The following is a 21,102-nucleotide window of genomic DNA, read 5'->3' as shown; positions in this document are numbered from 1 at the left end:
CCTCAGTTCAAATCACGAATATCAGCGAAACGACCGGTCACCGCGGCAGCCGCAGCCATTGCCGGGCTGACCAGATGCGTGCGTCCGCCACGGCCCTGACGGCCTTCGAAGTTACGGTTGCTGGTGGACGCGCAACGCTCGCCCGGTTCCAGACGGTCGTTGTTCATCGCCAGACACATTGAGCAGCCTGGCAGACGCCATTCAAAGCCGGCTTCGATGAAGATCTTATCCAGACCTTCTTCTTCCGCCTGAGCTTTTACCGGGCCGGAGCCTGGCACCACAATCGCCTGTACGCCGGTGGCGACTTTGCGACCTTTGGCAACGGCGGCAGCGGCACGTAAATCTTCAATACGTGAGTTGGTGCAGGAACCGATAAACACTTTGTCGATCGCGACGTCGGTCAGTTTAATGCCCGGTTGCAGATCCATATAGGCCAGTGCTTTTTCTGCGGAAGCGCGTTCAACCGGATCGGTGAAGGAAGAAGGATTTGGGATCACCTGATTAACGCCCATTACCTGACCCGGATTCGTGCCCCAGGTGACTTGCGGTGCGATGTCTGCGGCGTCCAGCGTCACGATGCTGTCGAACTGAGCCGTTTCGTCGGTTTTCAGGGTCTTCCAGTATTCTACTGCGGCATCCCAGTTCTGGTTTTTCGGGGCAAACTGACGGCCTTTCAGATAGGCAAAAGTCGTCTCGTCCGGTGCAACCAGACCGGCCTTAGCCCCCATCTCAATCGCCATGTTGCACAGGGTCATGCGACCTTCCATGCTCAGCGCTTCAATGGCTTTACCGCAGAATTCCACCACATGGCCGGTACCGCCGGCGCTGCCGGTTTTGCCGATGATCGCCAGCACGATATCTTTTGCGGTGATACCGGCAGGCGCATCGCCGGTGACTTCGATTTTCATGGTTTTGGCGCGGCCCTGTTTCAGGGTTTGCGTCGCCAGCACGTGTTCCACTTCTGATGTCCCGATACCGAACGCCAGTGAACCAAATGCGCCGTGGGTGGCGGTGTGTGAATCGCCGCACACGATGGTCATGCCCGGCAAGGTCATGCCTTGTTCAGGGCCAATGACGTGAACGATGCCCTGGAACGGGTGGTTCAGGTCATACAACTGCACGCCGAATTCTGCGCAGTTCTTGATCAGTTCCTGCATCTGAATGCGCGCCATCTCGCCGCTCGCATTGATGTCTTTGGTTTGCGTGGACACGTTATGGTCCATGGTCGCGAAAGTTTTACCCGGCTGACGCACCGGACGCCCCATCGCACGCAGGCCGTCGAAAGCCTGCGGAGAGGTGACTTCATGCACCAGATGACGGTCGATGTACAACAGTGGCGTTTCGTTTGGCGCTTCGTAAACGACGTGCGCGTCATACAACTTTTGATACAGAGTCTTCGCCATGTTATGCCCCTTCTTTCACAAAGCGGGCAATAATGTCGCCCATTTCACTGGTGCCCAACGCCTGCTGACCGTTCGCCAAATCACCGGTGCGGTGTCCCGCTTCCAGTGCTTTATTAACGGCCTGTTCGATAGCGTTAGCGGCATCATCCGCACCCAGGCTGTAACGCAGCAACAGCGCGGCAGACAGGATTTGTGCAATCGGGTTCGCGATGTTTTTACCGGCGATATCCGGCGCTGAACCGCCCGCTGGCTCGAACAAACCAAACGCCTGCTCGTTCATGCTGGCAGAAGGCAGCATGCCCATTGAACCGGTGATCATCGCGCATTCGTCAGACAGGATGTCGCCGAACAGGTTGGAACACAGCAGCACGTCGAACTGCGACGGATCTTTAATCAGCTGCATGGTCGCGTTATCGATGTACATGTGGCTCAGGCTGACATCCGGGTAATCTTTAGCGATTTCGTTTACCACTTCGCGCCACATTATTGAGGTCTGCAACACGTTCGCTTTATCGATGGACGTCACTTTGCTGCGGCGTTTGCGCGCAGATTCAAAAGCGATACGGGCGATGCGTTCAATTTCAAAGCGGTAATACACTTCGGTATCAAAGGCTTTTTCGTGCATGCCCTGACCTTCGCGGCCTTTCGGCTGACCGAAGTAAATGCCACCGGTCAGTTCGCGGACGCACAGAATATCGAAGCCTTTGGCCGCGATGTCTGCACGCAGCGGGCAGAACTCTTCCAGCCCCTGATACAGACGGGCAGGGCGCAGGTTGCTGAACAGTTTGAAGTGCTTACGCAGCGGCAATAATGCGCCGCGCTCAGGCTGATCGTTTGGCGGCAGATGTTCCCATTTCGGGCCACCGACCGAGCCGAACAGGATTGCATCCGCGTTTTCGCAACCGGCGACGGTGGCTTCCGGCAACGGGCTGCCGTGTTTGTCGATGGCTGCGCCACCCACATCGTATTCGCTGGTGGTGATGTTCAGACCAAAACGCTGACGTACTGCGTCCAGCACTTTGTATGCCTGGGCCATGACTTCCGGGCCAATTCCGTCTCCGGGTAAGACGGCAATATGATGGGACTTGCTCATGTTCACACCGTTTCCTGATTATTTTGAATGTTGTGTTGCTGACTTTCCTGCTGCAAACGTTGTTTTTCAATCTCAACTTGTTTGCTGCGCCAAATGTTATTCAGTACATGGACCATCGCTTTCGCGGAGGATTCGACGATGTCTGTTGCCAGACCGACACCGTGGAAGCGGCGGCCATTAAAGGAAACTACCACGTCAACCTGACCCAGCGCATCGCGGCCCTGGCCTTTCGCGCTCAGCTGATATTTCACCAGTTCGATCTGATAGCCGGTGATACGGTTGATGGCCTGATACACGGCATCAACAGGGCCGTTGCCGGTCGCGGCTTCGGTGATGACCTCTTCGCCGCAGGCCAGATTGACTGATGCGGTCGCGGTAATGTTGGAACCGGACTGCACGCTGAAGTTATCCAGACGGTAAAATTCCGGCTCTTCCTGCTGCTTATTAATGAACACCAGTGCTTCTAAATCGTAGTCGAAAACCTGACCTTTTTTGTCTGCCAGCTTCAGGAACGCGGTATACAAATGATCCATATTGTAATCGGACTCTTTGTAGCCCATTTCTTCCATACGATGCTTCACTGCAGCACGGCCGGAGCGGGAAGTCAGGTTCAGCTGAATCTGGTTCAGACCTATGGATTCCGGGGTCATGATTTCGTAGTTTTCGCGATTTTTCAGCACGCCATCCTGATGGATACCCGAGGAGTGCGCGAAGGCGTTAGAACCGACAATCGCTTTGTTGCCAGGGATCGGCATGTTGGTGATCTGGCTGACAATCTGGCTGGTGCGGTAGATTTCTTTGTGATTGATATTGGTATGGACGTTCATGTAATCCGAACGGGTGCGGATCGCCATGATCACTTCTTCCAGCGCGGTATTCCCGGCGCGTTCGCCGATACCGTTCAGGGTGCCTTCAACCTGACGCGCACCGGCCTGGATTGCGGCGATGGAGTTACCGACCGCCATGCCCAGATCGTCGTGACAGTGAACGGAGATAATCGCTTTATCAATGTTAGGCACGCGTTCATACAAATTGGTGATGATGCCACCGAACTGAACCGGCGTGGTGTAACCGACGGTGTCAGGGATGTTAATGGTGGTCGCTCCGGCTTTGATTGCCGCTTCTACGACACGGCACAGGTTATCCAGCGGGGTGCGGCCTGCGTCTTCGCAGGAGAATTCGACGTCATCAGTATAGTTACGGGCGCGTTTCACGGAATGCGTTGCCATCTCCAGCACCTGATCAAACGAACGCTTCAGTTTGGACTCAATGTGCAGGGTAGATGTGGCCAGGAAGACGTGAATTCGGAAGGCTTCGGCAACGCGCAATGCTTCAGCAGCGGCATCGATATCGCCGTCAACGCAGCGGGCCAGACCGCAAACACGGCTGTTTTTAATCTGGCGCGCGATAGTTTGTACAGACTCGAAATCGCCGGGAGAGGACACCGGGAAGCCGACTTCCATCACGTCAACGCCCATTCTCTCCAGCGCCATTGCAATCTGAATCTTCTCTTTAACACTCAGGCTGGCTTGTAACGCCTGTTCACCGTCACGCAGCGTGGTATCGAAAATAATGACTTGCTCGCTCATGGGTTGTTCCTTGTCTGTTTTATTATTCGCGCCCTGCGGGAGGTAAAAAAAAACCCGCGCATCGGCGCGGGTTTGTTGTCTGTGGAAGTTGAATCAGTTCTGATTTTCGCCCACTGGCTTACCGCGCAAATTTTCTGCGTTGAGTAGTAGGCCTAGGAGACGGGTGGTCATAAACATGTTTTCAGCTTCTCGTAATAGGGTTGTTAAACGGACGTCGTTTAAACAGTGCTTAAATTGATACGGGAATGCGTCAGGTATGTCAACCTTCAGCGTGTGGAAATACCGTGAAAACTCACAAATGAAACTGACTCTCATTTAGCATAAAACTCTGTTTGTAAGAATGTGTTTAGCTTAAAGAATTCATGGCGAACTCCGGCATTTAATTGCACAAAAAAATGTCTAAATATGGACATTTGACGGACTGCGCCTGTAAAAAAGCAATGTAATACAAGGGATTGCAGATGATTTACTGCTGCTTAATTTATTATTCATTTTTTGCATGTTGTTCGTGCAAGTATTTTAATGTCTTATATCATCAGTTTTTTTAGAAGGAAATGAATTTTATATTTTGCTTTCTTATTATTTAAAGCCGTATTCGCGTATCTTTCTAAAAATAATAATATTAAATGGCACGCGCTCATTGTCAGCTATTTGTTAATTAGTCTGATGTCACTGTGCCGATTTTTTTAATCATATCAATTAAAGATAATCATTCTTCTGCGAGTCTGATGCTCTTTAGTGAGGATTGTTATGTCAGACATCATTACCGAAAACTCAGTGAAAACTGCTGAACCTGAAACACATCTTCGTAACGTCGATCTGAATTTGCTGACAGTTTTTGATGCCGTCATGCAATTACAAAATATTACCCGCGCTGCAAATATGCTGGGTATGTCTCAACCGGCCGTCAGTAATGCGGTGGCTCGTTTAAAAATCATGTTTAATGATGATTTGTTTGTCCGCTATGGCCGTGGCATTCAACCGACAATGCGTGCCCGCCAGCTTTTTGGCCCGGTGCGTCAGGCGTTGCAGCTGGTCATGAATGAATTACCCGGTGCCGGTTTTGACCCTACCGTCAGCATGCGCCAGTTCAACGTGGCGATTTGCAGCCCGCTGGATAAGCGCCTCACATCACAGGTTCTGCATGCAGTAGATACCTTAGCCAGCAGCGTCAGTATTAAATTACAAACCATTGTTAATGATAATATTGAACATCAGCTGCGCTACCAGAATATCGAGTTTATGATCAGCTATCGTAAATTCGAACGTGCTGATTTCTGTAATGAGCCTTTATTTAATGATGAGCTGGTTTTGGTGGCTTCGCAAAATCATCCGCGTATCAGTCCATATATGTCAGATGAGAAATATCTGAGAGAAAAACACGCGGTGATGATGATTGATCGTTTCTACTCTTTCAGCGGACCTTATTATGATGATCCAGAGTTACAATCTTTAATTGCTTATCAGGGCACTGATCTTTACAGCGTAATGGAAGTGGTTTCAAAAACAGACATGGTAGCGCTGGTTCCTCGCTGGTTAGCGCAGGCCAACGCCGGAATACTGAATTTATCTGTCATTCCGTTACCCTGGATGAAAAATCAGCTGACCTGTTATTTGTCATGGCATGAGTCATCCAGCAAAGATCGCGGCAATATGTGGATGAAATCTTTATTGAGCCAGTGTGTTGCCACGGCCTGATCCCGTTTAGAACATCATTTTTACTTCGGCGCGCGTTTAGGTAAAAATGGCTGATTATGATTTAATTTGAAGTGATTTATCCTGCGTAGTTTTTTTCTCCTCGTTAAGGCTATGCAGGTTTTTTTCCTCTCTCCCTTCCCCCATCGCGGTTACCAGCCGGCATTTTCTCACCCGCTATAATTTCGTTTCGCCGCACAATATTTGCCGGTAGACTGCGTTAAATCTTTGTAACAGAGCAATACAGTCAGCCGCCCCGGTGAGCTGCGCTGGACGCCGGTATAGACGCTGAATGAATCCAACCTTAAATGACTATCATCTGATCACCCGTTTTCGCCAACAGGTGATGACGCGTGCCGACCAAACAGCCTTTCGCGAGTGGTCGCCAGCTGCGCACACTGCACTGACCTGGCGTCAGCTGGGCGAGAATGTGGATGCGTTATCTCATCTTCTGTTGCAGGAGCAGGCAGGGATTCAGGAGCGGATCGCCATCTGCGGCAATAATTCCATCGCATGGGCGACGGCGGATCTGGCGATTTTGCAGGTGCGCGCGGTCACGGTGCCGGTGTATGCCACCAATACGCCTGCGCAATCGGCATACGTGCTCAATGATGCCGATATCCGCATTTTGTTTGTGGTGGGTCAGAAGCAATATGATGCCGCCGTGGCTTTGCGTGAATTATGCCCGCAGCTCAAACATATTCTGGTGCTGGATAACGACGTCGATTTGCAGGGCGTTTCTATCGCCAGACACGTTTCTCAGGCGGTTGCCTCGGATCCGGCATTATCCGCCGGGCTCATGGAGCGGATCGGCGGCTGCGATCTCAACGATCTCTTCACCCTGATTTACACCTCGGGTACGACCGGGGAAGCAAAAGGCGTGATGCTGGATTATCGCAGCATGGCAACTCAGCTGAAACAGCATGAAAAACGCCTGACGATTTCCGACAGCGATATCTCCCTGTGCTTCCTGCCGCTGGCGCACGTATTTGAACGCGCATGGAGTTTCTTTGTGATGCACAGCGGCGCGCAAAATGTTTTCCTGCGCGAAACGGATTTGGTGCGTGATGCTCTTGCGGCGGTGAAGCCTACCGTGATTTGCGCCGTGCCGCGTTTTTATGAAAAAGTGTTCAGTGCGATTCATGACAAAGTGGCCCGCGCGGGCACGGTCAAAAAGCGCTTATTCCACTGGGCGGTGGCGCAGGGTAAAGAGAAGTTTCTTATTGAGCGCCGTGGCGAACGTTACCCTTTCTGGTTATCCCCGGCGCATTTTCTGGCCGATAAGCTGGTGCTCAAAAAGCTCAGAGGTCTGCTCGGCGGCAACTTACGTTTTCTGCCCGCAGCCGGTGCGAGCCTGGATGACAATGTGATCCTGTTTTTTGAATCCCTCGGTCTGCACATCAAATACGGGTACGGTCTGACGGAAACGTGCGCGACCGTCACCTGTTGGGAAGAGCAGAATTTTCGTTTCGGCTCAGTGGGGACAGCGCTGCCGGAAATCGAAGTGCGCATTGGTGATGAAAATGAGATCCAGGTACGCGGGCCGACGCTGTTGCGCGGATACTTCAATAAACCGGAAGAGACTGCCGCCAGCTTTACCGCCGATGGCTGGTTCAAAACCGGTGATGCAGGGAAAATGGACGCAGAAGGGAATGTTTTTATTACCGAACGTCTGAAAGACCTGATGAAAACCTCGGGGGGTAAATATATTGCGCCGCAGCGTATCGAAGGCACGCTGGTGCAGGATCGGTATATCGAACAGGCGGCGGTCATTGCCGATGAGCGTCACTTCGTTTCCGCGCTTATCGTGCCGGATTTTGATGTGCTGAATATGTATGCGCAGACGCACCATATCGATTATCTCAACCGCAGTGGCCTGGTAAAAAACGAACAGATCCTGTCATTGTTTGCCCATCAGTTACGTGAAATCCAGCATGATCTGGCCGGATTTGAGCAGGTGAAAAAATTCGTACTGCTGATTAAACCGTTCACGATGGAAGCGGGCGAGCTGACACCCACGCTCAAACTGCGTCGCAAGGTGATTTTCAGTCGCTATAAAAAAGAAATCGACGAACTTTACGGCGAGTAGCGCTGGCCGTTGCGGTCTTATTTGTCACCGGCGAACGCCTGTTCGCCGGTTTACCCTTCATGCTGATGACAGCCTCAGACATAATTTAATCCTGTAATTTTTCCCGCCTTCCTGATATTTCTGACTGGTTGCCCTCTGCAGGCAGTGTTTTGTAGTGAACGGGTGAGGGCAGGCAGCGCGTCGCAATAATCAGAACGTGTCATCCCTATTTTGGCGTTTGCCTGACCTAAATTCTCACGCTAAGGTACTGAGTTGAGTTAGCAACGCCAATAACAACAGCAGGGTTATCATCAATCTTGTGCAAAGGCCTAAAATTCAGCGATTTAACGTGAGATTGCTGCTTGATAGAACAGTTTGCTGAAATAAAAGTCATCCTATAGAAGAAATAAAAAGCCTGGAGGCAAAACCATGGAGATGTTGTCAGGAGCCGAGATGGTCGTTCGATCCTTAATCGATCAGGGCGTTAAGCAGGTATTCGGTTATCCCGGCGGAGCGGTGTTGGATATCTATGATGCACTGCACACGGTCGGCGGGATTGATCATGTACTGGTGAGACATGAGCAGGCTGCTGTTCATATGGCAGATGGTTATGCGCGCGCCACGGGCGAAGTGGGCGTGGTGCTGGTGACGTCCGGTCCCGGTGCAACCAATGCGATCACGGGTATTGCGACGGCTTATATGGATTCCATTCCGCTGGTGGTGCTGTCCGGCCAGGTACACAGTTCACTGATCGGTTATGACGCGTTCCAGGAATGCGACATGGTGGGGATCTCCCGTCCGGTGGTGAAACACAGTTTTCTGGTAAAACGTGCCGAAGATATTCCCGGCGTGCTGAAAAAAGCCTTTTATCTGGCCTCGACGGGCCGTCCGGGTCCGGTCGTGGTCGATTTGCCAAAAGACGTCGTCAATCCGCAGATCAAGCTGCCGTATGCCTACCCCGAGCAGGTGTCGATGCGTTCGTACAACCCGACGGTGCAGGGGCATCGCGGGCAAATTAAACGCGCCTTACAAACTTTGCTGGCTGCAAAAAAACCGGTGCTTTATGTCGGCGGTGGGGCGATTAACTCTGAGTGTCACGCTGAAATTCTGGAGCTGGCCGAGAAACTGAATCTGCCGGTCACCAGTTCCCTGATGGGGCTGGGCGCGTTTCCGGGAACACATCGTCAGAGCCTTGGCATGCTGGGTATGCACGGCACTTACGAAGCCAATATGGTGATGCACAATGCCGATCTGATCTTCGGCGTGGGCGTGCGTTTCGACGACCGTACGACCAATAATTTGGCGAAATACTGTCCGAATGCCACCGTGATGCATATCGATATTGACCCGACGTCGATCTCGAAAACAGTCAATGCTGACATTCCGATTGTCGGCGATGCGAAGCAAACGCTGGTTCAGATGCTGGAATTGCTGGGGCAAAGTGAAGACAAGCAGGAATTTGACGCACTGCGTGACTGGTGGACAAGCATTGAAAACTGGCGTGCGCGTGAGTGTCTGAGCTTCGACAAAAATAGCGGTAAGATCAAACCTCAGGCCGTCATCCAGATGCTGCATCGCCTGACCAAGGGTGACGCCTACGTGACCTCTGATGTCGGTCAGCACCAGATGTTTGCGGCGCTCTATTATCAGTTTGATAAGCCGCGTCGTTGGATCAACTCCGGCGGCCTCGGCACGATGGGCTTTGGCTTGCCTGCCGCGCTGGGTGTGAAACTCGGTCTGCCGGAAGAAACCGTAATTTGTGTGACCGGCGATGGCAGTATCCAGATGAATATTCAGGAGTTGTCCACTGCGCTGCAATACAATCTGCCCGTGATTGTCATCAACCTGAACAACGGTTATCTCGGTATGGTTAAGCAGTGGCAGGACATGATTTATTCCGGCCGCCATTCGCAATCTTATATGGAATCGCTGCCTGACTTCGTCAAACTGGCGGAAGCTTACGGCCACGTTGGCATCGCTATCCGCACGCCAGATGAACTGGAAAGCAAACTGACGCAGGCACTTGAACAGAAAAATCGTCTGGTATTCGTGGATATCAGCATTGATGAAACAGAACACGTTTACCCGATGCACATCCGTGGCGGTGCGATGGACGAAATGTGGTTAAGCAAAACGGAGAGGACCTGATCATGCGCCGGATTTTATCAGTATTACTGGAAAACGAATCGGGCGCGTTGTCCCGCGTAGTCGGCCTGTTCTCTCAGCGTGGCTACAACATTGAAAGCCTGACCGTCGCGCCAACCGATGATCCGACGCTGTCCCGCATGACCATTCAGACCGTCGGTGATGCCAAGGTGCTGGAACAGATCGAAAAGCAACTGCACAAACTGGTCGATGTGCTGCGCGTGACTGAACTGGTGCAGGGCGCTCACGTTGAGCGTGAAATTATGCTGGTGAAGGTTCAGGCTTCCGGCTATGGCCGTGAAGAAGTGAAACGTTCGACAGAAATCTTCCGCGGCCAGATTGTGGATGTGACGGCGACGCTTTACACCGTTCAGCTTGCGGGAACCAGCGACAAACTCGACGCCTTCTTAGCCAGTATTCGTGATGTGGCTGAAATCGTTGAAGTCGCGCGCTCTGGCGTAGTCGGCGTTTCGCGTGGCGACAAAATCATGCGCTAAAGCGTAAAAAATCAGCAAGATGTAAATATTGTCTGCCTGATGAAAGCCCAACTTTTTAGTTGGGCTTTCTTTTTTGTGTCTCAGGTGAAGCGATTCGGTAAAACACCTTGCCCGGCAGGGTCTTCTGGGGTTAGATAAAGCATTATCTTTCTTAAGGGGTTATCTCAGTGAAGCTGGATGAGATCGCGAGGTTAGCGGGCGTTTCGCGTACCACGGCCAGTTATGTGATTAATGGCAAAGCGAAGCAGTATCGTGTCAGCGATAAAACAGTCGAAAAAGTCATGGCTGTTGTGAAGGAACATAACTATCACCCGAACGCGGTGGCGGCGGGGCTGCGCGCTGGCCGAACCCGATCTATTGGTCTGGTGATCCCCGATCTGGAAAATACCAGCTACACCAAAATCGCCAACTTTCTTGAGCGTCAGGCGCGACAGCGTGGGTATCAGTTGCTGATTGCCTGCTCTGAAGATCAGCCGGATAACGAAATGCGCTGCATCGAACACCTGCTGCAACGACAGGTTGATGCGATCATCATTTCCACCTCTTTACCGCCGGAACACCCTTTCTATCAACGCTGGGCCAACGGGGATTTCCCGATCATTGCGCTGGATCGCGCGCTGGATCCGGAACATTTCATCAGCGTCGTGGGCGCCGATCAGGAAGATGCCCTGATGCTGGCGCAGGAGCTGCGAACGTTCCCTGCTGAATCGGTATTGTATCTGGGCGCGCTGCCGGAATTGTCGGTGAGCTTCCTGCGCGAGCAGGGGTTCCGTCAGGCCTGGGCGGATGATGCACGTCAGCCCGAATATCTTTATGCCAACGCCTACGACCGCGAATCGGCGGCGGTTGTGTTCGCTGAATGGCTGAAAACCCACCCGATGCCGCAGGCGTTATTCACTACCTCGTTTCAGCTTTTGCAGGGCGTCATGGATGTCACGCTGAAGATGGAAGGGCGTTTGCCTGTCGATCTGGTGATTGCGACCTTTGGCGACAATGAACTCCTCGACTTCCTTGAATGCCCGGTGCTGGCTGTCGCGCAGCGCCATCGCGATGTGGCTGAGCGCGTGCTGGAGCTGGTTTTGGCTTGCCTCGATGAGCCCAAAAAACCTAAAGCAGGCCTGACCCGTATTCGTCGCAATCTCTTCCGTCGTGGCCGTTTAAGCCGCAAGTAAATCTCTGACGGGCATTCTGTGGGGTGCCCGCGATTTTCCCTCACCCGCTCTTTTCCTTTCTCAAATTTCACCAGGACAAGTATTCCCTTCGCTAAAAACAATCCCTTGCGGGATAAGCGGGTATTTTAAGAGCATTCCCAGAGCGCTGAATTATTAACAAATGTGTTCTCATTTTTTTCGCTGATATAAACCCGTAAATCAATTTCAAAATACGTTAATGCAGTCTGCAAAAGTGCTGTAGAATTCCCGGCTTAATTTCTTTGAGTATGGGTGCGGGCCGCGACTCGTGGTTTTTAAATGCGCTGAAAGGCTTGTGCCACGCGGGCTGGCATTCTTAATGATGATGATTTAGCAGTGATGGCCGAAAAAAAATCGGAAATGATTTTTCTTAAGGCATAAAGACCCGGAAAACTGAGTCATAGAGCAGAAGAATATAAATAGTTAAATAATGTTCATTTTGGTTTTTTTTTAAACGAAATTATTAACCCTCCGAAATTTCTTCAACTAATCATGACGTTATTTTCTATTTCACCTCTAAATCACCTCGCTTACCTGGGGCGGGCTTTCCTGTCCCTGCGTAAATATTACCAAACCGCCTCCGCTCTGGCTTGACAAGGTTTTAAAACCATCCGTAAACTCCTTTAAGTGGGAATTTGTGGAGGAAAGTGGTGAATAAGGTCAAAGGGGAGTAGAGCGCCATGTTTCGTGGCGCGACGATGGTTAATCTCGACAGCAAAGGGCGACTTGCCGTACCCACCCGATACCGGGATTTGCTGAGCGAGGAATCGCAAGGTCAAATGGTTTGCACCATAGATCTCCATCACCCGTGCCTCCTCCTTTACACCCTTCCCGAATGGGAAATTATCGAACGAAAATTGTCCCGTCTGTCGAGTATGAACCCTGTGGAGCGCCGTATTCAGCGCCTGCTTCTGGGACATGCCAGTGAATGTCAGATGGATAACGCCGGGCGTCTGTTGATTGCGAACACACTGCGTCAGCACGCCGGGCTCGCAAAAGAAGTGATGCTGGTTGGGCAGTTCAACAAGTTTGAACTGTGGGATGAACAGACCTGGTATCAACAAGTTAAGGAAGACATAGACGCTGAACAATCGTCTCAGGAACCTCTTTCTGATCGATTACAGGACTTGTCATTATAAGCATGGTTGAAAACTACAAACACACTTCCGTTTTGCTGGATGAAGCCGTTAACGGTCTGAACATCCGCCAGGACGGCATTTACATAGACGGAACTTTTGGTCGCGGTGGCCACTCACGTCTGATTTTGTCACAGCTTGGGCCTGAAGGCCGTCTGCTGGCGATTGACCGCGATCCGCAAGCGATCAAAGCCGCAGAGTCTATTGATGATGCCCGTTTCTCTATTATCCACGGACCTTTTTCCGATCTCGCTGATTACGTCCGCGAGCGGGGTCTGGAAGGTAAGATCGACGGTGTGCTGTTGGATTTAGGCGTTTCTTCTCCGCAACTGGATGATGCTGAGCGCGGATTCTCCTTTATGCGCGACGGACCTCTGGATATGCGCATGGATCCTACACGAGGTTATTCAGCGGCTGAATGGCTGATGAAAGCGGAAGAAGAAGACATTATTTGGGTTCTGAAAACGTTTGGTGAAGAGCGTTTTGCGAAACGCATCGCGCGCGCGATTGTCGAGCGTAACCGTGAATTGCCGATGACGCGAACCAAAGAGCTGGCTGATTTAATTGCGAATGCCTCGCCGTTTCGCGAGAAGCACAAGCATCCCGCGACGCGCAGCTTCCAGGCGATTCGTATCTACATCAACAGTGAACTGGAAGAAATCGAACGTGCGCTTGATGGCGCGCTGGAGATTCTTGCCCCGGCCGGACGGCTGTCGGTAATCAGCTTCCACTCACTGGAAGACCGCATCGTGAAGCGCTTTATTCGTCAGCACAGTCGCGGTGCACAGGTACCGGCCGGTATTCCAATGACGGAAGCGCAGATCGCCGAGCTTGGCGGGCGTTCATTAAAGTCAGTGGGAAAAATGATGCCCTCAGATGCGGAAGTGTCAGAAAACCCGCGGGCCCGCAGTTCTGTACTGCGTTTTGCTGAGAGAACGGCATCGTGATCGGCAATGAACGCCACGGTTTAGTGGGGGTCATTGCCAGCGACATTTTGCGCAATGGCAAGATCCCGATGATTTTGCTGATCGCTGTTTTAGTCAGCGCAATTTTCGTGGTCACCACCGCTCACCGTACGCGTTTACTGACGGCACAGCGGGAACAGTTAGTGCTGGAAAGGGATGCGCTGGACATTGAGTGGCGCAACCTGATCCTTGAAGAGAATGCCCTCGGCGATCACAGCCGGGTAGAACGCATCGCAACGGAGAAATTGCAGATGCAGCACGTTGATCCATCTCAAGAAACTATTGTGGTTCAGCCTTAAAATGCGCACGGAGAATACAGGCAGCTAATGAAAGCAACACGCACCGCGAAGTTAAAGCGTCCAGAAGATCAAGCCAGCTTTATAAGCTGGCGTTTTGCGTTGTTGTGCGCCTGTATTTTGCTGGCATTACTGGGGCTGATGTTGCGGGTAGCTTATCTGCAGGTGATTAACCCGGACAAGTTGGTCAAGGAAGGGGACTTACGCTCCCTGCGCGTTCAAACCATTCCGACCTCCCGTGGCATGATTACCGATCGCTCAGGCCGCCCTCTCGCGGTCAGCGTGCCGGTCAATGCTATCTGGGCTGATCCGAAAGAAATCATCGACCGGGGCGGCATCACGGTTGATACCAAATGGAAAGCGCTGGCTGACGCGCTGAATATGCCGCTCGACCAACTTTCTGCCCGTATTAATGCCAACCCTAAAGGCCGTTTCGTCTATCTCGCCCGCCAGATAAACCCTTCTGTCGGCGAATATATTCACAAACTCAAACTTCCTGGGATTTCCCTGCGCCAGGAGTCACGTCGTTACTATCCGGCAGGTCAGGTCACCTCGCACGTCATTGGTGTCACTAACATTGATGGTGAAGGTATCGAGGGTGTTGAGAAAAGTTTTGACCGCTGGCTGACGGGAAAACCGGGCGAGCGCACCATCCGTAAAGACCGTTTCGGTCGCGTTATCGAAGACATCTCCTCAGTGGATAGCCAGGCAGCGCACAATCTGGCGCTCAGCATCGATGAACGTCTTCAGGCGCTGGTTTATCGCGAGCTGAACAACGCGGTAGCCTTCAACAAAGCCGAATCAGGCACTGCCGTGCTGGTGGATGTGCAAACCGGCGAAGTGCTGGCGATGGCGAACAGCCCGTCCTACAACCCAAACAACATGCCGAATACGCCGAAAGACGTGATGCGTAACCGGGCGATCACCGACATCTTCGAGCCAGGTTCCACGGTAAAACCTATGGTGGTGATGACGGCGTTGAAAAATGGTGTCGTGCGTGAGAACAGCGTGCTGAACACCTTGCCGTACCGGATAAATGGTCATGAGATTAAAGATGTGGCCCGTTACGCGGAGCTTTCCGTCACGGGTATCTTGCAGAAGTCGAGTAACGTCGGTGTTTCACGACTGGCGTTATCGATGCCGTCCGCAGAGCTGGTAGACACTTACTCGCGATTCGGATTGGGAAAACCGACCAATTTGGGGCTGGTTGGAGAAAGCAGTGGCTTATACCCTAAAAAACAACGGTGGTCTGACATAGAGAGGGCCACCTTCTCTTTCGGCTACGGGCTAATGGTGACACCTCTCCAGCTGGCGCGAGTCTACGCAACGATTGGCAGCATGGGCATTTATCGTCCGCTGTCCATAACCCGGGTTGATCCCCCGGTATCCGGTGAACGCATCTTCCCTGAGCCTGTTGTGCGCAGCGTCGTTCACATGATGGAAAGCGTCGCGCTGCCTGGCGGCGGTGGCGTGAAGGCCGCGATCAAGGGTTACCGCATTGCGATTAAAACCGGTACCGCGAAGAAAGTCGGTCCCGATGGGAAATACGTGAACAAATACATTGCCTACACCGCAGGCGTTGCACCGGCAAGCAATCCAAGATTTGCACTGGTGGTTGTTATCAACGATCCGCAGGCAGGGAAGTATTACGGTGGGGCCGTTTCCGCACCGGTGTTTGGCGCCATCATGGGCGGCGTATTGCGCACCATGAACGTTGAACCGGATGCGCTGACTGCCGATGAAAATGCAGACATAGTGAATAATCAAAAAGAGGCTTCAGGTGGCAGATCGTAATTTGCGCGACCTATTAGCGCCCTGGGTGAGTGATGCCCCGGCAGTAGCGCTAAAAGAGATGATTTTAGACAGCCGCGTGGCGGCTGCCGGAGATCTGTTTGTCGCGATTTCAGGCCATACCAGTGATGGGCGTCGTTTTATTCCCCAGGCAATTGCCCAGGGCGTCGCTGCCATCGTGGCCGAAGCAAAGGGTGAGCAAGAGCACGGAACGGTCTGCCAGATGCATGGTGTACCGGTAATTTATCTCGAGAATCTGAATGTCCTGCTCTCTGAACTGGCCGGGCGTTTTTATCATCAACCAGGCAATGCTTTGCGCCTGATTGGCGTGACCGGCACCAACGGCAAAACCACGACCACGCAGTTGCTGGCGCAGTGGAGCCAGTTGCTGGGCGAAACCAGTGCCGTCATGGGCACCGTCGGAAATGGTTTGCTGGACAAAGTGGTTCCGGCAGAAAATACCACCGGCTCTGCCGTGCAGGTTCAGCACATTCTGGCTGACCTGGTGAAACAGGGTGCAACCTTTGCCGCAATGGAAGTCTCTTCCCACGGACTGGTTCAGCATCGTGTCGCCGCACTGCCGTTTGCGGCAGCCGCATTTACCAACCTGAGCCGCGATCATCTTGATTACCACGGTGACATGCAAAGTTACGAAGATGCCAAATGGCAGCTCTTCGCTTCGCATCAGGTCGGCCAAAAAATTATTAATGCTGACGATGACGTCGGGTTGCGCTGGCTGGCGAAGACGCCGGACGCTATTGCCGTCACCATGGAAGATAAAATTCCGGCAGGCTGGAAAGGCCGCTGGCTGGCGGCGCGCAGCGTGAATTATCACGACAACGGCGCCACCGTAAACATCGATTCAAGCTGGGGCGAAGGGCTGCTGGAAAGCCGTCTGATGGGCGCTTTCAACGTCAGCAATCTGCTGGTGGCGCTGGCGACTCTGCTGTCTCAGGATTACCCGCTGGCACAACTGCTGGCAGTGAGCTCGCAATTACAACCGGTGTGCGGCCGCATGGAAGTTTTCAATGCGCCGGGCAAACCGACAGCAGTCGTGGATTATGCCCATACGCCGGACGCGCTGGAAAAAGCGCTGGCGGCAGCCCGCTTGCATTGCCGTGGCACGCTGTGGTGTGTGTTTGGCTGCGGCGGTGACCGTGATAAAGGCAAGCGCCCACTGATGGGCGGCATCGCAGAACAATACGCTGACCGCGTAATCGTGACTGACGATAACCCGCGCAGCGAAGAGCCTCGCGCTATTGTCGCAGACATCCTTGCCGGGCTGCTCGATGGCGGGCGTGCTCAGGAAATTCATGGCCGCGCAGAAGCGGTGACCAGCGCGATTATGCAGGCAACGGAAAATGACGTTGTGCTGATTGCGGGTAAAGGTCATGAGGATTATCAGCTTGTCGGTAATCAGCGTCTTGATTACTCCGATCGTGTCACCGTTGCCCGTTTACTGGGGGTGATCGCATGATCCGCGTTTCCCTGCAAACGTTGGCGGCGGCACTCAATGCTGAACTTATCGGCAATGATACCCAAATTGACAGCGTCACAACCGATACCCGTCAGGTCACGCCAGGCTGTTTGTTCATTGCCCTGAAAGGCGAGAAGTATGATGCTCATGACTTTGCTGCAGAGGCTGTCAAGGCCGGTTCAGGGGCGTTGCTGGTAAGTAAGCGCTTACCGGTGGACGTCCCGCAGTTAGTGGTGGCTGATACCCGCATCGCGCTGGGACAACTCGGCGGCTGGGTGCGTCAGCAGGTTCCTGCACGCGTGGTTGGCCTTACGGGTTCTTCCGGCAAAACCTCGGTGAAAGAGATGACCGCCGCGATTTTGCGTGAGTGCGGCAATGTGCTGTATACCGCAGGCAACTTCAATAATGACATCGGCGTGCCGCTGACCTTATTACGTCTGACCGCAGAACACGATTTTGCTGTTATCGAAATGGGCGCAAACCATGCGGGTGAAATCGCCTACACCACTGCGCTGGCGCGTCCTGAAACGGCGCTGATAAACAACCTCTCTGCCGCACATCTGGAAGGTTTCGGTTCACTGGCCGGAGTTGCTCAGGCGAAAGGCGAGATTTTCGAAGGGTTGCCGGACGACGGCATCGCTGTGATCAATGCAGATAATAATGACTGGGCAAACTGGCAGCACAAGCTTACCGGTAAAAAGGTCTGGCGTTTCTCTGCGACCCAGCGTGCGGACATCGACTTCAGCGCCTCGGATGTCAGACTCAGCCCGCTGAATACCGCATTCACCTTACATTCCCCTCAGGGCAGCATTGATGTCTCGCTGCCTGTTCCTGGTCGTCACAATATCGCTAACGCGCTGGCCGCTGCGGCGCTGGCACTCTCAGTCGGTGCCTCGCTGGATAACGTGCGCGCAGGGCTTGCGACGCTGCAATCAGTGAAAGGGCGCTTGTTCCCGATTGTGCTGAGCGAAGGTAAAACTCTTCTTGATGACAGCTACAACGCCAACGTCGGTTCCATGACCGCTGCCGCGCAGGTTTTGGCCGAGATGCCTGGCTACCGCGTGATGGCAGTGGGCGATATGGCAGAGCTGGGTGCGGAAAGCGAAAGTTGCCACCGTCAGGTTGGTGAAGCCATCCGCGACGCAGGTATCGACAAAGTATTCAGTATTGGCCATGACAGCCGCATCATCAGTGATCTCAGTGGCTGTGGTGAGCATGTAGAGGATAAGGCAGCCCTGACGGCCCGTTTAACGAGCTTACTGTCTGAACATGCGGTAATTACCGTTTTGATTAAAGGTTCACGTAGTGCCGCAATGGAGCAGGTAGTACGCGCGTTACAGGAGAATGCAACATGTTAGTTTGGCTGGCCGAACACTTGGTCAAATATTATTCCGGCTTCAACGTCTTTTCCTACCTGACGTTTCGCGCCATTGTCAGCCTGCTGACTGCACTTTTCCTGTCATTGTGGATTGGTCCACGGATGATCGCCCGTCTGCAAAAAATGTCATTTGGTCAGGTTGTTCGCAACGACGGTCCGGAATCACATTTCAGTAAACGCGGTACGCCAACGATGGGCGGCCTGATGATTTTGGCCTCTATCACTATTTCAGTGCTGATGTGGGCATATCCGTCGAACCCGTATGTCTGGTGCGTGCTGTTTGTTCTTATTGGCTACGGCGTTGTCGGTTTCATCGATGATTACCGGAAAGTCGTGCGTAAAGACACCAAAGGGCTGATAGCCCGCTGGAAATACTTCTGGCAGTCCGTCATCGCGCTGGCCGCGGCATTTACGATGTATGCCATCGGCAAAGACACGCCCGCGACTGAATTGGTTGTACCGTTCTTTAAAGACGTCATGCCACAGCTTGGTCTGCTGTACATCCTGCTGAGCTATTTCGTGATCGTGGGCACCAGCAACGCGGTAAACCTGACGGACGGTCTGGACGGTCTGGCGATTATGCCTACGGTATTTGTCGCAGCAGGTTTTGCGCTGGTCGCATGGGCCACGGGTAACATGAATTTTGCCAGTTACCTGCATATTCCCTATCTGCGTCATGCGGGGGAACTGGTGATCGTGTGTACCGCCATTGTCGGTGCAGGACTTGGATTCCTGTGGTTTAACACCTATCCGGCACAAGTGTTCATGGGCGATGTCGGCTCTCTGGCTCTGGGCGGCGCGCTGGGTACCATCGCCGTTCTGCTGCGTCAGGAATTCTTACTGGTGATTATGGGCGGTGTGTTCGTCGTCGAAACACTGTCGGTTATCCTGCAAGTCGGGTCCTTTAAGTTACGCGGGCAGCGTATTTTCCGTATGGCGCCTATTCATCATCACTACGAACTTAAAGGCTGGCCGGAACCGCGTGTCATCGTACGCTTCTGGATTATTTCGCTGATGCTGGTGTTGATCGGCCTCGCTACGCTGAAGGTGCGGTAATTATGGCTGACTATCAGGGTAAAAAAGTTGTCATTATCGGGCTGGGGCTGACCGGCCTCTCCTGTGTTGATTTCTTTGTGGCACGTGGGGTTACGCCGCGTGTTATTGATACCCGCGTCAGCCCGTCAGGACTGGACAAACTTGCGGATAACATTGAGCGCCATCTCGGTTCGCTCAATGAAGAGTGGCTGCTGGACGCTGATTTGATCGTTGCAAGCCCGGGCATTGCCCTGGCGACGCCAGCACTGAGCGCCGCCGCAGAAGCCGGAGTGGAAATCGTTGGTGATATCGAACTGTTCTGCCGGGAAACCGATACGCCGATTGTGGCGATCACCGGTTCAAACGGTAAAAGCACAGTGACCATGATGGTGGGTGAAATGGCGAAAGCCGCCGGATGGCGCGTCGGCGTGGGGGGCAATATCGGCTTGCCAGCGCTGACCATGCTGGATCACGAATACGATCTGTTCGTGCTTGAGCTGTCGAGCTTCCAGCTGGAAACCACGGAAAGTTTACATGCTGCAGCGGCCACGATCCTGAATGTGTCCGAAGATCATATGGATCGTTATCCGTTTGGCTTGCAGCAGTATCGGGCTGCAAAACTGAAAGTCTATGAAAACGCCGCGCTGTGCGTCGTCAATGCGGACGATGCACTGACCATGCCGGTGCGGGGCGCAGATAAACGTTGCGTGAGCTTTGGTGTGGATGTCGGTGATTACCACCTGACCCGTCAGCAGGATGACATCTGGCTGCGTGTGCGTGGCGAAAAAGTTCTTAATACCCATGAGATGCCGCTGACTGGCCGTCACAATTATACCAATGCGCTGGCTGCGCTGGCGCTGGCAGATGCTGTCGGCGTGCCACATGCCTCCAGCCTGAAAGCACTGACCACATTTACCGGTCTGGCTCACCGTTTCCAGATTGCCTGGCAACATAACGGCGTGCGCTGGATAAATGATTCCAAGGCGACCAACGTCGGCAGCACCGAAGCGGCGCTGAATGGCCTGCAGGTTGAGGGGACGTTGCACCTGCTGTTAGGCGGTGATGGCAAATCGGCTGATTTCTCTCCGTTGATCCGTTATTTGCAGGGCGACAATCTGCGCGTTTACTGCTTTGGCCGTGACGGTGCAGAGCTGGCTGATTTACGGCCTGATGTCTCTTCATTGTTTGACACCCTGGAGCTGGCGATGCGTGACATCAGCACGCGTGTGGTTTCCGGCGATATGGTGCTGCTTTCTCCGGCCTGTGCGAGCCTCGATCAGTTCCGCAGTTTTGAACAACGGGGTGATGTCTTCACCGCGCTGGCGAAGGAGCTTGGCTGATGCG

At 53.0% G+C, this 21,102-nt stretch carries 16 protein-coding genes; 13 read left to right on the top strand and 3 right to left on the bottom strand.

The window, feature by feature from the left end:
• Nucleotides 1–2: 2 nt before the first annotated feature.
• Genes leuC through leuA form a run of 3 tightly spaced genes read right to left on the bottom strand, consistent with a single transcriptional unit; the run spans nucleotide 3 to nucleotide 4,085 of the window.
• On the bottom strand, nucleotides 3–1,403 hold the full coding sequence (leuC, locus tag J1779_RS08675; RefSeq protein ID WP_217203568.1) for a 3-isopropylmalate dehydratase large subunit: 1,401 nt from the start codon (nucleotides 1,401–1,403) through the stop codon (nucleotides 3–5).
• A 1-nt stretch (nucleotide 1,404) separates the two neighbouring features.
• Nucleotides 1,405–2,496, bottom strand: coding sequence for a 3-isopropylmalate dehydrogenase (gene leuB / locus J1779_RS08670; RefSeq protein WP_056776907.1), 1,092 nt, complete (start codon nucleotides 2,494–2,496; stop codon nucleotides 1,405–1,407).
• Between the two features lie 2 nt (nucleotides 2,497–2,498).
• The gene (gene leuA, locus J1779_RS08665) at nucleotides 2,499–4,085 is read right to left on the bottom strand and encodes a 2-isopropylmalate synthase (RefSeq protein WP_056776911.1); all 1,587 of its coding nucleotides are present in this window, start codon (nucleotides 4,083–4,085) and stop codon (nucleotides 2,499–2,501) included.
• 750 nt (nucleotides 4,086–4,835) lie between these two features.
• Here leuA and leuO point away from each other — a divergent pair.
• From leuO to murD, 13 genes are all read left to right on the top strand, one after another.
• Entirely contained in the window at nucleotides 4,836–5,783 is a 948-nt protein-coding gene (leuO, locus tag J1779_RS08655; RefSeq protein WP_122094185.1) for a transcriptional regulator LeuO, read from the top strand.
• Between the two features lie 289 nt (nucleotides 5,784–6,072).
• Nucleotides 6,073–7,869: an AMP-dependent synthetase/ligase gene (locus J1779_RS08650; RefSeq protein ID WP_217203566.1), complete on the top strand. Its 1,797-nt coding sequence runs from the start codon at nucleotides 6,073–6,075 to the stop codon at nucleotides 7,867–7,869.
• A 408-nt stretch (nucleotides 7,870–8,277) separates the two neighbouring features.
• Nucleotides 8,278–9,996, top strand: coding sequence for an acetolactate synthase 3 large subunit (gene ilvI, locus J1779_RS08645; protein ID WP_056776924.1), 1,719 nt, complete (start codon nucleotides 8,278–8,280; stop codon nucleotides 9,994–9,996).
• Between the two features lie 2 nt (nucleotides 9,997–9,998).
• A complete protein-coding gene (ilvN, locus tag J1779_RS08640) occupies nucleotides 9,999–10,490 on the top strand; it encodes an acetolactate synthase small subunit (protein WP_013577020.1) in 492 nt (163 codons plus the stop codon).
• A 167-nt stretch (nucleotides 10,491–10,657) separates the two neighbouring features.
• Complete coding sequence (gene cra, locus J1779_RS08635; protein WP_056776928.1) at nucleotides 10,658–11,662, top strand: catabolite repressor/activator; 1,005 nt, start codon at nucleotides 10,658–10,660, stop codon at nucleotides 11,660–11,662.
• A gap of 698 nt (nucleotides 11,663–12,360) precedes the next feature.
• Complete coding sequence (mraZ, locus tag J1779_RS08630; RefSeq protein ID WP_056776931.1) at nucleotides 12,361–12,819, top strand: division/cell wall cluster transcriptional repressor MraZ; 459 nt, start codon at nucleotides 12,361–12,363, stop codon at nucleotides 12,817–12,819.
• Nucleotides 12,820–12,821: 2 nt separating this feature from the next.
• On the top strand, nucleotides 12,822–13,763 hold the full coding sequence (gene rsmH, locus J1779_RS08625) for a 16S rRNA (cytosine(1402)-N(4))-methyltransferase RsmH (protein WP_217203565.1): 942 nt from the start codon (nucleotides 12,822–12,824) through the stop codon (nucleotides 13,761–13,763).
• The gene (ftsL, locus tag J1779_RS08620; protein ID WP_056776937.1) at nucleotides 13,760–14,080 is read left to right on the top strand and encodes a cell division protein FtsL; all 321 of its coding nucleotides are present in this window, start codon (nucleotides 13,760–13,762) and stop codon (nucleotides 14,078–14,080) included. Before rsmH ends, ftsL begins: the two co-directional genes overlap by 4 nt.
• A 27-nt stretch (nucleotides 14,081–14,107) precedes the next feature.
• Nucleotides 14,108–15,871, top strand: a complete 1,764-nt coding sequence (locus tag J1779_RS08615; RefSeq protein WP_056776939.1) for a peptidoglycan glycosyltransferase FtsI — start codon at nucleotides 14,108–14,110, stop codon at nucleotides 15,869–15,871.
• Entirely contained in the window at nucleotides 15,858–17,345 is a 1,488-nt protein-coding gene (gene murE / locus J1779_RS08610; RefSeq protein ID WP_217203564.1) for a UDP-N-acetylmuramoyl-L-alanyl-D-glutamate--2,6-diaminopimelate ligase, read from the top strand. The genes J1779_RS08615 and murE overlap by 14 nt, the downstream gene beginning before the upstream one ends.
• Entirely contained in the window at nucleotides 17,342–18,703 is a 1,362-nt protein-coding gene (gene murF, locus J1779_RS08605) for a UDP-N-acetylmuramoyl-tripeptide--D-alanyl-D-alanine ligase (protein ID WP_217203563.1), read from the top strand. The genes murE and murF overlap by 4 nt, the downstream gene beginning before the upstream one ends.
• Nucleotides 18,697–19,779: a phospho-N-acetylmuramoyl-pentapeptide-transferase gene (mraY, locus tag J1779_RS08600; RefSeq protein ID WP_056776950.1), complete on the top strand. Its 1,083-nt coding sequence runs from the start codon at nucleotides 18,697–18,699 to the stop codon at nucleotides 19,777–19,779. Before murF ends, mraY begins: the two co-directional genes overlap by 7 nt.
• Nucleotides 19,780–19,781: 2 nt before the next feature.
• A complete protein-coding gene (gene murD, locus J1779_RS08595; RefSeq protein ID WP_217203562.1) occupies nucleotides 19,782–21,098 on the top strand; it encodes a UDP-N-acetylmuramoyl-L-alanine--D-glutamate ligase in 1,317 nt (438 codons plus the stop codon).
• Nucleotides 21,099–21,102: the final 4 nt, after the last annotated feature.

The organism is Rahnella rivi (assembly GCF_019049655.1).
Taxonomy (GTDB): Bacteria; Pseudomonadota; Gammaproteobacteria; order Enterobacterales; family Enterobacteriaceae; genus Rahnella; species Rahnella rivi.
Note: the sequence above shows the minus strand (reverse complement) of the source record. Positions and strands in the feature narration are given on the sequence as shown.

Coding starts and splice junctions, on each gene's coding strand:
- leuC (WP_217203568.1), bottom strand. CDS start 1,403: ATGGCGAAGACTCTGTATCAAAAGTTGTATGACGCGCACGTCGTTTAC.
- leuB (WP_056776907.1), bottom strand. CDS start 2,496: ATGAGCAAGTCCCATCATATTGCCGTCTTACCCGGAGACGGAATTGGC.
- leuA (WP_056776911.1), bottom strand. CDS start 4,085: ATGAGCGAGCAAGTCATTATTTTCGATACCACGCTGCGTGACGGTGAA.
- leuO (WP_122094185.1), top strand. CDS start 4,836: ATGTCAGACATCATTACCGAAAACTCAGTGAAAACTGCTGAACCTGAA.
- J1779_RS08650 (WP_217203566.1), top strand. CDS start 6,073: ATGAATCCAACCTTAAATGACTATCATCTGATCACCCGTTTTCGCCAA.
- ilvI (WP_056776924.1), top strand. CDS start 8,278: ATGGAGATGTTGTCAGGAGCCGAGATGGTCGTTCGATCCTTAATCGAT.
- ilvN (WP_013577020.1), top strand. CDS start 9,999: ATGCGCCGGATTTTATCAGTATTACTGGAAAACGAATCGGGCGCGTTG.
- mraZ (WP_056776931.1), top strand. CDS start 12,361: ATGTTTCGTGGCGCGACGATGGTTAATCTCGACAGCAAAGGGCGACTT.
- rsmH (WP_217203565.1), top strand. CDS start 12,822: ATGGTTGAAAACTACAAACACACTTCCGTTTTGCTGGATGAAGCCGTT.
- J1779_RS08615 (WP_056776939.1), top strand. CDS start 14,108: ATGAAAGCAACACGCACCGCGAAGTTAAAGCGTCCAGAAGATCAAGCC.
- murF (WP_217203563.1), top strand. CDS start 17,342: ATGATCCGCGTTTCCCTGCAAACGTTGGCGGCGGCACTCAATGCTGAA.
- mraY (WP_056776950.1), top strand. CDS start 18,697: ATGTTAGTTTGGCTGGCCGAACACTTGGTCAAATATTATTCCGGCTTC.
- murD (WP_217203562.1), top strand. CDS start 19,782: ATGGCTGACTATCAGGGTAAAAAAGTTGTCATTATCGGGCTGGGGCTG.